Here is an 11,713-nt window from a genome sequence, read left to right as displayed (position 1 = left end):
CGACGTTTTCCTTTCGCTAGAATGGACCGATGTCGGCTCGCTCTCGGCCCCGCACGAGTGTCGGGGAAAATGCGCGACCGATCCTTTTTGCGACCCCCCAACCGAGCACACCCGGAGGACCCTCACGTCATGGCCACGCCGCGACTAGAAAACTACGCCCGTCAGTCGGTTTTCGACGCCCTTGCCGCCCTTTTCATTCGTCCCGACGCCGCTGGCGTCCTCGAGCGCTGGGCAGACGCCGTGAAGGTCACCGCGGCCCTCGCGGGCGAAGTGGGGATGCCCACCGCGACGCTCGACGCGCTGCGCGAAAAGCCCCTCCCGACGGCCGAAGCCGTGCAGGCCGAGTACGAGACGCTCTTCGGCGTCGGGGGCCCGGTGTCGCTTCTTGAGAGCGCCTGGCCGAAGACGGGCGAGGATCCCCGCGCCACATGCCGTCTCGAATACCTGAAGGCCGATTTGGCCGTCACGGACGAACTCGGCGTCCCCGAGGATCACCTCGGCATGCTCTGCGGCTTCATGGCGGTTTTGCTCCTGCGCGAAGACCCCGATGCGGCGGAACGCTTCTTCGACCGACATCCGGGGAAGTGGCTTCCGGCTTTGGTCGAAGCGATTCGGAGTCGCCCCGAGGCGGTCTTTTTCCGCGACGCCGCGACGCTCCTTGAAACGATCTGCGAAATCGAAGCGTCGTTGCGCGAAGCGAAAAACTACTGAGGCTTCCGAAAGCCGAACCTTCCGACAAGGCCTCCCGACGGAGGCCTTGTTAGAATACGCCGCACCGCAATTAACCCGAAAGCGCCGGAAGCCCCTTCCGGCCTCCTACCCATGACCGAAACGACTTCGCCCACCCGGCCGGTATTCATCGTGAGCGACGGCACCGCCATCACCGCCGAAACGCTCGCGCACGCGATTCTCGCGCAGTTCGATCTCTCCTATCAGCAGACCCGCCTTCCCTTCGTCAACACGGTTGAAAAGGCACTCGACACCGCCCGCCGAATCAATTCCGTTGAAAAAGAACGCGGCGTTCGCCCGATCATTTTCACGACTTTCGTCGACCCCGACGTGATGCGCTGCTTCAACGAGCACGTCTCGGGCCACATCATCGACCTCTTCCGCAAGTTCGTCGGTCCGCTCGAAACGGAACTCGGCATGAAGAGCGCCCACAGCATCGGGCGCACGCACCGCATCCGCGACGATGAAAAGTACAACCGCCGCATCGCCGCGATCGACTATACCCTGCAGCACGACGACGGCCAGACGAACCGCGGTCTCGACGAAGCGGACGTCATTCTCGTGGGCGTTTCCCGCTCGGGCAAGACCCCGACGTCGCTTTTCCTCGCGATGCAGTTCGGCCTCAAGGTCGCCAACTACCCCCTTATTCCCGAAGACTTCGACCGCGGCACGCTCCCCGAAGCGCTTCAGCCGTTGCGCTCCAAGCTCTTCGGCCTCTCGATCAAGCCCGAACGCCTCTCCGAAATCCGCAACGAACGTCGCCCGGGGAGCCGCTATGCGAGCATCGAAAACTGCCGTCAGGAAATCTTCGACGCCGAAAGCCTGATGCAGCGCGAAGGCATCCGCTGGCTCAATTCGACGACGAAGTCGATCGAGGAAATTTCCGCGACCATCATGTCGGAGCTCGGCCTCGAAAAGCTCCACACCGTCTGATCGACGAAGCGACCCGTCGGCTTTTGACGCGCTCAACGCGTCCGACGCTCAACACCCGAGCGCCGGGCGCGTTTTGTTTTATCCAACGGGCCGTAAAACCTCTCCATTCATGGGGAGGATATAAGGCCCAGTGACTTTTTTTCTGGGAGGCGCATATTTGCGAAAAGAGCGTGACACAATACTCGTATGAAAATCACCTGCGCCTTTAAGTATGAACTCTACGTGGACGAGACCCGACGTGCGGCTTTGAGCCGAAACGCCGGTTGCCGCAGGTTTGTCTTCAACAAGGCGCTGGACATCCAAAACGAGCGAAAGGAAAAGGGGGAAAAGCTTCTCACCTACAACGAACTCGCCCATGAGCTGGTGCTTTGGAAAAAACAACCCGAGACCGCCTTCCTTCGAGAGGCGATGTCGCAACCGCTCCAACAAACCCTGCGCGATCTCGATCATGCCATCAGCGACAGCTTCCGACCTATGAGCGATCCGGCACGCAAAGGCTGGCCGAAGTTCAAGGCGAAAGACATTGGCGACGGCTTTCGGATTCCGCAGTTCGAGCAGGAGCACATTGACGACGCCAACGGTCGAGTCAAGCTCCCGAAGATCGGCTGGGTTCGATACCGAAAAACGCGGCCCATCGCGTTCCCTTCCGCGGACGGGACGCTCGTGCCCGGTGTCGTAAAACAGATTCACATCAAGAAGGACTGCGGCCATTGGTTCGTGAACTTCACGACCGAGTTCGAAATCGAGGCCCCCGACATGAAGGAGCTCGATGTTGGAATCGACGTCGGTGTCGTGCACGCCGTCACGACGAGCGACGGAGAATTTTTCGATCTCGACACGGCGAAAATTCGCTCGATCGAGGGGCGCATTGCTGTGTTGAAGCGCAAGCTCTCGCTCAATCAAGAGTCGCGGCAGAAGCTTGCGAAGTTGGGACGGGCGGAGCCTTTTGACAAGAAGCAACCGAGTCGCAAGCGGCGCCGGCTCAAGGAGAGGATTCAAAACCTATACCGCAAAATTCGTTGCATTCGACAGGATTTCTACAGGAAGACGGCGCACGCGCTCGCTCAGGAGTACGGCTGCGCGTACGTCGAGGACCTGAAGGTGAAGAACATGACGGCGTCCGCCAAGGGCACCGTTGAGAATCCCGGCAAGAACGTGAAACAGAAAAGCGGGCTTAACCGTGTCATTCTGCGCGTGGGATTCTACGGTCTGCACCACGAAATCGAATGGCAATTTCTGAAGGCCGGAGGGGTGGTCATTGCCGTTGATCCGAGAGGAACGAGCATAACCTGCCCGCACTGCCAGACCAGGGATAAACGCAACCGTCCGACGCAAGCGATTTTCAAGTGCATCAACAAAAGTTGCAACTTCGAATCGAATGCCGATGTGGTTGGCGCCCTAAACGTGTTGAAGAAGGGCCGGACTGGCCCGAGTGCACACGACAAAAAGCACATCGCCCATGTAGTGAGTGTCGGGGAGCAAGGCTTTCGGCCGGAGGACTCGACGCCATCAACAGGAACCAGCCTCAGTCCGCGCGACCGCGCGGCCTAAGGAATCCCCGCCCTTTAGGACGGGGAGGAAGTCAAGAGGTTGCCTTTTGTCCCGCGGCGGCCGTGCTCGGCGCGGACGACTGACGCTTTCGAACGTGCAACACACCGATCGCGCCCGAGCGCGATCGGCAGCAAGTTCCGGAAGAACGGCCCCTTCGGGGCCTCAGGCGAGAAGCGCCTCCACGGCGCTCGCCGCCGCGTCGTTCGGGCGCGCGCCCTTGAAGCCCGTGACGGCATAGCGGGTCCAGCGACCGATCACCCAGCTCATGATGAGGTTCGCCTTGGCGGTCGTATTGAAGTCGGCGGGGAGTTCCCCCGCCATCACGCCCTCGCGATAGCGCTGACGGAAAGCGGCTTCGAACTTGTCGAAAACGAGAGCGAGGCGCTGCATGAGGCGCTCGTCTTCGCCCAGGAAGACTTGACCCGCGAAGACGCGGGCAAAGCCCGGGTTGGCCGTACCGAAGTCCAGGAGCGCGCGCACCATCGTACGGACGCGATCGTTCGTGGCGGGAAGCGCGGGGTCGGCGGCGATGCGCTCAAAGACTTCGACCACAGACCCTTCCATCAGGTCGAGAAGCCCGAGGTAGATGTCCGCCTTTGAAATGAAGATGCGGTAGAGGGCCGCTTCGGAGAGCGCGAGTTCGCGCGCGATCTGGGCCGTGGTGATGCGGTCGACCTTTGGGTCGGCGAGGAGGGTCGCCACCGTTTTCAGAATTTCGATGCGACGGTCCGCACGGGGTTTGCGCGTACGGCGCACGGGTTGAAGGTTCGAGCTTTGAAGGTTCTTCGAGGCAAGTTGGGAATCGTGACTGTCCGACATGGTTCGTGTGTTCGCCCCTTCGGAGAGGCTGTGTTTTTGATTTGTGCCGAAACTCTAGCGTATCGGCGAGTGCAAGCACAAACTTTTCGCGAAAAAAAAGCGAAAAAAGGCAGGGCGCGACGGGTGCGGGCGACGTTTCTCGGGCGTTTCGGGAGGCTTCGAGGCTTTCCGGGAACGTGCGAAACGCCGGAAAAGCCTCCCTCTTCAGCCCAAGAGCGTCTCGTCGGGCGTACCCGCCTTGAGGGCTGCCGCACGCCGAGCGGCCGCTTTGCCCGCGGCGCGACCGAGAACGACGCAGCTTGTGAGCGACATGCCGCCCGGGCGCTCTTCGCCGAAGATGCCGCCCACGACTTCGCCCGCCGCCCAAAAGCCCGGGATCCGTCGGTGCGCTTCGTCAACGAGCTGCCCGTCGGGGGTCGTGAGAAGACCACCCAAGGTCATGTGCACGAATAGCCGTTCGCGCCCCCAGTAAAACGGGGGCTCTTCGATCTTCTGCGCGAAGACCCGTTTGCCCGTTGCGGGGTCGAACCCCGCTTCCGCCGCCCGGTTGTAGCGCGCGATCGTGCGCTCCAGCGCGGACGGGGGAATGCCCATCCCTTCCGCCATGTCGGCGATCGTCTCCGACTTGTGGACGATACCCGAAGCGAGCTTCACGCCGAGCGTCGCCCCTTTGCGGGAGCGGCTGTCGGTGATCACCCACACGTCGCCTCCGGGTGCGGCCATCACCGCGTCCGCCACGGTGCTCCAGCCCGCCGTTTCGTCGACGATGCGTTCGCCCTCGCGATTGACGTAGATGTCCGCCCCCGCGTAGTCGACGAGACGCCCGCCCGCGTAAAGGAGGAGCATCACGTTCTCCATCCCGCTCGTCACCGCCCCGATTTCGCGCCCCATGAGGATACCGTCCCCTTGGGCGCCGTCCCAGTAGAGGCCTTCGGGGTTGGCGGTCGTGGTCATTTCGGGCGTGATGCGCGGGTCGGAGGCGGCGCGCATGGCGGCGTTGGCGGTAAAGCCCCCGCTTGCGATCACGATGCCGCCCGCGGAGAGAGTCTGCGTTCCGTCGGGGCCTTCGACCTCAAGCGAAGCCCGCCCGTCCGTACCCGACTCCGTTCGGTAGAGGTGCGTGGCGCGCAGGTTGAAGCGCACGTCGACACCGGCGCGTCGCGCGGCTTCAAGAAGGACGATCACGTAGCGACGCCCCGAGGCCGTCCCCGTGACGCCGTAGGAGCGTCGGCGGTGGGTGCCGAGCGCTTGGAAGATGACGCCCGAGAAAGGAACGCCCTTCGCTTCAAGCCAGTCGAGGGCCGCCTCGGAATGCTCGGCGATATAACGCACGTGCGGAAGGCTCACGCCCGCGCCGCCCGTTTCGATGCACTCCCGAACGAGCATGTCGACCGAATCTTCGATCCCGAGGGGCTTTTGACGCTTGGGGCTGACGGCCGAAAGCGACCCCGCCGAGTAGAGCGTGTGCCCGCCCGCAAGCGGTCCCTTTTCGACGAGAAGCACGCGCTCGGCGCCCGCTTCGCGGGCGGCAAGCGCCGCCGTCAAGCCCGCCATGCCCGAGCCGATCACGATCACGTCCCAATAGGGCGCGATCGTCTCCGTCGGATGAAGCGAGACCGATGCGGCGGACGGCCGCACGAGGGCAAGGCCTGCCGCGAGGGACGCCCCCTGAAGGAGTCGGCGCCGAACGGGCTCGTTCGGAGCCCCGACGTCTTTCGGGAACGCAGCCACGGTTGTCGTCGGGCGCGGGCAATCCTCACGCATGGTCAGTCCTCCGAGCGGCCGCCCTTTTCGACGACCCCGATCGATTCGAGTAGCCAGAAGGCTTCGAGCGCGCCGCGCACGCCGAGCTTCTGAAAACCGTTCCCGCGGTGCATCTTGACGGTCGGAAGCGAAATGCCGAGCTCTTCCCCGATCACCTTGTTCGAGCGGTCAAGGGCCGCAAGGCGCACGACTTCGCGCTCGCGCGGCGTCAAAGACGCGTAGATCGCCTTCGTCTCTTCGACCTTGCGCTTCGATTCGGCAAGGGTCCGGGAGTGCCGCACGGCCGCTTCGACGACCGCATTCAAGGTAACGGGGTCGACGGGCTTCTGAAGGAAATCGTAGGCCCCGCGCTTCAACGCGTGCACCGCCATGTCGACGTCGCCGTGCCCCGTCAGAAAGACAACGGGAAGGAGCGCTTTGCGACCGAGCAGCGCGTCGAAGAGTTCGATACCGGTCATCCCCGGCATGCGCACGTCGAGAATGAGCACGCCCGGACGTTCCGCATCGTCGAAGGCGAGAAAATCGCGCCCGCTCGAATAGGTCTGCACGTGCCAGCCCATCGCCTGAAGGAAGAGCTTTTGCGAGCCCGCAAAGGTTTCGTCGTCGTCGACAATACGAATGAGAGGGAGAGTCGGTGTGGTCATGGGGTGTATCTCAAAAAAATCGTACCCCTCCTAACGGAGGAAAAACGCGTCGGTCACGCGCGGCGGCTCGGCTCGGCGCCCGGGGGCGAAACCGCGTCGGCCGCGGCGGAATTCGGTGCGTCGGGAGACGGGACGGACGATTCATGCGGTTCGTCCGCATCGTCCGACTCTTCGTTTTCGACGAGCATTTCGAAGACGACGTCCACAACGACGCCTCCGCCCGGACGGCGGCGGAATTTGATGGTCGCCCCGTGGCTGTCGGCAATCCCGCGCACGATCCCGAGGCCGAGACCGAGCCCTTCGGGCTTCACGGAGTCGAACCCCGCCGTGAGGCGCTCGAACCCCGCGTCGGAGAGTTCGGGGCCGTTATCCTCGACCGTGAGGCGAATGCGCGCGCACCCCGCGGGGTCGTCCTCGGGCGAAATCTCGGCGAGCGAGAGCGCCACCTTCGCGTCGGGCGACTCGGCCGAGGCTTCGGCCGCGTTTTTGATGAGGTTCAGAATCAGGAGCTCGAGTTCGAGAGGATCGCCCTTGACGGGCGCTCGCTCGGGCAAATCGAGCACCACGGGGACGTGGTCGGTTTTGCTCAGGTCCAAAGCGCGCAGCGCCCGCTGCGCGATCTCGACGAGGTCGCACGGCACCTGCGCGCCGTGCTGCGCCTTCGCGTAGCGGCGCACCCGATCGACGATCCCCGCGATGCGAAGCGCCTCGCCGTCGATTCCGTCGAGCGCCGTGCGAATGTCGGCATTCGTGTTGCCGTCGCGCGCCAGGAGCAGCTTCAGAACGGCCGCGAAATTGCGGATCGACCCCACGGGCGATCGGATTTCGTGCGCGATCATGCCCGACATCTGGTTGACGATGCTGCGCTTTTCAAGGCCGCTTAAGCGCGCCCGTGCCCGACGCGCTTCGACTTCAAGCCGCGCGCGGTCGGCCAGGGCCTTCCGCAGGCTTTGCGTGCGAACGGAGACGAGCCTTCGCAACCGCACTTCGTTCACAACGAGCCAGAGAAGGAGCAAGAGCGCCGCGTTCACGTACGTGCCGTAGCGCTCGTAAAGGGCCGAAGGCGAATACTCACGCAGGTACTTGTAGGGACCCGCCGCAAGCGACCGATACAGACGGGTCAAATCTTCGCCCGGCGAAAAGGCCACCCAACCGTAGGAGGGACTCCCCGGCGTCACCGCATGCAATCCCGCACTCGGTGCGGGAGGCGAAAGGAGCGCGAGCGTCGTGTCGCGCACGACGGGTTCGGGCGTCCAGTCGAACGCATAGAGACTCACGTCGGGAAAAAGCGCCGACGTGCGCCGACAGGCGAGGTGCCCGTCGAGAACGCCGTCGACGACGCGCAAAAGGCCCGGCGCCACGAGGCCCGAACGCTCGAGCGACTCAAGAAGGCACGTGGGCAACGCCGCCGCGTCGACGCCGCCCCCCAGGACGGCCGCCACGGCATTCGGGTAGGCGGCCGAGAGATGAATGATGTCGCCGAAGTAGTGCCAGGGGTCTTCGCCCGACTCGCGCACCCGATCGAGAAGCGCCAATTCCGTGATCGACTCGGGAAGGTCCGCGGCAAGGCGCTTTCCCTTCAAATCCTTGAGCGTACGGAGGTTCCTACGCGCGTCGAGCACGACGAGCGCCGTTCCGACCGAGTGCCCGGCCGACTCGGCATAGGCCGTTTTTCGAGCCGCCACCTGGTGCAGCGTGATCCCCGCCGCGGCAGCATCGGCCATAAACGAGGGATAGGCCAAGACGAAGTCGGGCCGCTCGCGCTTCAACGTGTCGGCGGCGTCCGCCGCCGGAATTTCCACCCACTCGATCGAAACCCGATCGGAGAAGAAATCCGAAAAGAGAAGCACCGGCTCGTCGAGACTCGCGTCGAGGTCCGCGGGGCCGCTCATGCGACCGATGCGAAGCGTGACGGGCTTCGGAAAGGGAACCCGAACGGAGGCGGAGGAGAGAAGGTCGACTGCGGCGGGCGTCGTCGGAACCGTCGGAACACTCGGTGCATTCGGAGCATCCGCTACCGCGGTCGCACTCGCCGAACCTGCGAGCGCAAGGAGGCCCGCCCCGAGCACGCCGCGCGCGCGTGCTTCCGCGGGTCGCCCGTCACGGACGCCTCGCCGGAGAAAATCGAAGAAAAACGCTGCGACAAACGACATGGCGTCACCGGAAACGGGCGGGAAAAGAAACGCCGAAGCGACGCGAAGACGACTCCGAAGGGAGGTCTAGCGCACATCGATCGGATACTGCGAGCGTAGCAAATTCGACCGGACAACCCTCTATACCTTGGCCTAGGCGATCGGTCGACGTTGAAGACGGCTTGAGTCGTCCGAGGCTCTCTGGCTGCACTTGGTTCCTATAGAATCCGTAACGATTCTCGTTTTCATATTCTTTTAAAGGACGCATCGTGGATCGACTTCCGAGCCCGACCCCTGCGGCGGGCATCACGCGCGCAACGGCCCTCAAGACCCTGGCGGGACTTGCCGCTTCGGGGCTTCTCGCCCTTCGGGCCAAGGCGGCTCCTGCGGCTCCCGATACCGAAACCGCCGAAACGGCCGATGGTTCGAGGAAACCCGCCGAACCGAAATCGGTTCCTGCAATCGAGCATGAATCCGGCATTCGCTCCGTTCGATTCGGGCGGCGGCTGCGCGTTCCGACGCATCCCGGGTCCGTTGCGGTGATCGACCTTCTCGATGCGGAATCCTTTTTCGAGACGACCGTCGCTTACGCGGGTGCGATCGAAAAGAGCCGCCTTTTTGCGGGCGACTTTGCGGGCTTTGTCGTCGCGGGCATCGAAACGACCTCGGACGCTCGGAAGCGCGAATACGCGCTCACGCCCACGGCCTCCTCGATCGACCGGCGCGGAGAGCCGCTTCCCGGAAGGAAACGCGCGGGCGGGGGTGCGCCCGAAATGCTCGACTGGCTGTCGGACCCTTGGCAGCGCGAGACGGAGCGCTTGTCGGGACGAGAGACCGCACGACGCGTCCTGGCGGGCCACTCCTACGCGGGGCTCTTCACGCTCCATGCGCTCTTGGAACGGCCCGACGCCTGGGACGACTTCATTGCGATCGACCCGAGCCTTTGGTGGGACGGGGGTCGCTGGGCGGACGCATTCCACGAAACTCGGCCGAATCAATGGGCGGGCAAGCGCGTCTACCTCGCCTACGCCGAACGTCCCCGACGCGGATCCGTCGGGGCGCTCGATCGGTCGGCCCCCGCGAAAGAGCGTATCGCCGAGGTGCTTCGTCGCGGAGGCGTCGAGGTGATCGTGCGGCGATTCCCCGACGAGGTGCACGGCACGGTCTTTTGGCCCGCGATGTACGACGCGATGAAGAACTTTTGGCTCCGGATGCCGTGAGCGGACGAACGTCGGCCGCCTTCCAACTCCCCGTCACCCGAAGCGGCGTCCCTCGTTTATCATGGGCGCAGTTCTTGACAACCAAGGGAAAACCCATGCTTCAGTCCACGCAGTCCGCGCTCCGCGCGGTGACACGCGAGCAGCTTGAGCGCCGACTCGACGCCGCCACGCACCGTACGCCCGCCGAGGTGCGCTTCACGAACGGCACCGTTGCCGACGTCTTCTCGGGCACCTTTCTGACGGACGTCGACGTGCTCGTCACGGACGGCGTCGTCGTCGACTGCGTCCCGACGGGCTCGGCCGAAGCCCTCGAAACCGTGGACTTGGAGGGCGGCATTTTGCTGCCGGGCTTCATCGACGCACACGTTCATATCGAGTCGTCGATGCTCGTTCCCGAGCGCTTTGCCGAACTCGTCCTTCCGCACGGGACGGCAGTCGTGATTGCGGACCCGCACGAGATCGCGAACGTGCTTGGGACCGAAGGGATTCGGTACATGCTGGAAGCATCCGAAGGCCTGCCCCTGGACATCCGCTTCATGCTCCCCTCGTGCGTTCCCGCGACCCCCTTCGAGCACGCGGGGGCGACGCTTGACGCCGAAGCGCTTCGACCCTTTTACGCGCACCCGCGCGTTCTGGGTTTGGGCGAAGTCATGAACGTTCCGGGCGTGCTCGGGAAAGACCCCGACCTCCTTCAAAAGCTCCTCGACGCCCGAACGCTCGCACGTCCGATCGACGGTCATGCGCCGGGGGTGCTCCGCGAAGCGCTTTCCGCGTGCGTCGTGGCGGGGATCACGAGCGACCACGAGTGCTCGACCCTTGAAGAAATGCGCGAGAGCATCCGTCGCGGCATGTGCGTGATGATCCGCCAGGGGTCGGCCGCCAAGAACCTCCCCGAACTCATCCGCGGCGTCACGCCCGAAAACGCCCATATGTGCATGTTCTGCAACGACGACGCGAATCCCGCGGACATCGCGCTCGAAGGCCATATGGAAAAACACCTCCGCATGGCGGTGGCGGCGGGCGTACCCGCCATGACGGCCGTACGCATGGCCACGATCAATGCGGCGAACCGTTTCGGTCTTACGGAATCGGGCGCCGTCGCTCCGGGGCGTCGCGCCGACTTTGCCGTCGTCGACGACCTCACGAACTTCCGCGTGCGCGCGACCTACCACGGCGGGCGCCTCACGTCGCGCGACGGGAAATTGTCGGCTCCCCTGCGTGCTCCGCTTCGCCCCGAAGGGGTGCTTTCGCGCGTGCGCACGGGGCGCGTGGACGCGGATACGTTCGCCGTCGACGTCCCCTCGGGTCGCGCCCGCGTGATCGGGCTCGTTCCGCACGAAATTCTCACGACGGCCCGGGAACTTACCGTTCGTACGGAAGCGGGGAAATTCAACGCGGCCCTCAACCCGGGGCTCGTCAAGGTAGCGGTCTTGGAGCGGCACCACGCGCTCGGCACCGTCGGCACGGGGATTCTCTCGGGCTACGTCGAGGCGGACGCCTTCATGCCCGGAGCGGTCGCAACGACGATCGCGCACGACAGTCACAACATCGTCGTTGCGGGCGGGTCGGACGCGGACATGCATGCCGCCGTGGAACGCCTGCGCGAAATCGGGGGCGGCATGACGGTCGTCAAGGACGGACGCGTTCTCGCCGAACTCGCCCTTCCCTGTGCGGGCCTCATGAGCTTCGAGACGGGCGAAAGCATTGCAGCCGAACTCGAACATGTCTACCGCGTCGCGCGCGAAACCTTCCGCATCCGCGACGCGGTGGAGCCCGTGATGACGTTGGCGTTCCTCGCGCTTCCCGTCATTCCCGCGTTGCGCGTCACGGACGAAGGACTCTTCGACGTCCTCGGTTGGAAACACGTCGCGGTCGACGCCGAGCGCTGATCGAAGTCGATGATCGGATTCGGGATGCGCAT

9 protein-coding genes are annotated in these 11,713 nt (G+C 64.2%); 5 read left to right on the top strand and 4 right to left on the bottom strand.

Features of this window, described 5'->3' with window-relative positions; all coding sequences use genetic code 11:
* Positions 1–129 precede the first annotated feature (129 nt).
* From S6FBBBH3_RS04825 to S6FBBBH3_RS04815, 3 genes are all read left to right on the top strand, one after another.
* Positions 130–711: a TorD/DmsD family molecular chaperone gene (locus tag S6FBBBH3_RS04825; protein WP_170143820.1), complete on the top strand. Its 582-nt coding sequence runs from the start codon at positions 130–132 to the stop codon at positions 709–711.
* A 111-nt stretch (positions 712–822) separates the two neighbouring features.
* Complete coding sequence (gene ppsR, locus S6FBBBH3_RS04820; RefSeq protein ID WP_120176672.1) at positions 823–1,662, top strand: posphoenolpyruvate synthetase regulatory kinase/phosphorylase PpsR; 840 nt, start codon at positions 823–825, stop codon at positions 1,660–1,662.
* Positions 1,663–1,848: 186 nt separating this feature from the next.
* Entirely contained in the window at positions 1,849–3,213 is a 1,365-nt protein-coding gene (locus S6FBBBH3_RS04815; RefSeq protein ID WP_120176671.1) for an RNA-guided endonuclease InsQ/TnpB family protein, read from the top strand.
* A gap of 162 nt (positions 3,214–3,375) precedes the next feature.
* On the opposite strand, the gene slmA is transcribed toward S6FBBBH3_RS04815, so the two are convergent.
* The 4 genes from slmA to S6FBBBH3_RS04795 form a co-directional block, all read right to left on the bottom strand.
* Complete coding sequence (gene slmA, locus S6FBBBH3_RS04810; protein WP_120176670.1) at positions 3,376–4,032, bottom strand: nucleoid occlusion factor SlmA; 657 nt, start codon at positions 4,030–4,032, stop codon at positions 3,376–3,378.
* A gap of 204 nt (positions 4,033–4,236) precedes the next feature.
* Positions 4,237–5,796 (bottom strand): FAD-dependent oxidoreductase, encoded by a 1,560-nt coding sequence (locus S6FBBBH3_RS04805; RefSeq protein WP_120176669.1) that lies wholly within the window; start codon positions 5,794–5,796, stop codon positions 4,237–4,239.
* A gap of 2 nt (positions 5,797–5,798) precedes the next feature.
* Positions 5,799–6,440 (bottom strand): response regulator transcription factor, encoded by a 642-nt coding sequence (locus S6FBBBH3_RS04800; RefSeq protein ID WP_120176668.1) that lies wholly within the window; start codon positions 6,438–6,440, stop codon positions 5,799–5,801.
* A gap of 53 nt (positions 6,441–6,493) precedes the next feature.
* Positions 6,494–8,593: an ATP-binding protein gene (locus S6FBBBH3_RS04795; RefSeq protein ID WP_120176667.1), complete on the bottom strand. Its 2,100-nt coding sequence runs from the start codon at positions 8,591–8,593 to the stop codon at positions 6,494–6,496.
* A 248-nt stretch (positions 8,594–8,841) separates the two neighbouring features.
* On the opposite strand from S6FBBBH3_RS04795, the gene S6FBBBH3_RS04790 reads away from it, so the two are divergent.
* Both S6FBBBH3_RS04790 and ade read left to right on the top strand, forming a co-directional pair.
* Positions 8,842–9,792 carry an alpha/beta hydrolase gene (locus S6FBBBH3_RS04790; protein ID WP_120176666.1) on the top strand — a complete coding sequence of 317 codons (951 nt, stop codon included), beginning with the start codon at positions 8,842–8,844 and terminating at the stop codon, positions 9,790–9,792.
* A 95-nt stretch (positions 9,793–9,887) separates the two neighbouring features.
* Positions 9,888–11,681 (top strand): adenine deaminase, encoded by a 1,794-nt coding sequence (ade, locus tag S6FBBBH3_RS04785; protein WP_120176665.1) that lies wholly within the window; start codon positions 9,888–9,890, stop codon positions 11,679–11,681.
* Positions 11,682–11,713 lie beyond the last annotated feature (32 nt).

It is taken from the genome of Sutterella megalosphaeroides (assembly GCF_003609995.1).
Lineage (GTDB): Bacteria > Pseudomonadota > Gammaproteobacteria > Burkholderiales > Burkholderiaceae_F > Sutterella > Sutterella megalosphaeroides.
The sequence above is the reverse complement of the archived record's forward strand: the minus strand, read 5'-3'. Positions and strand labels throughout refer to the sequence as shown.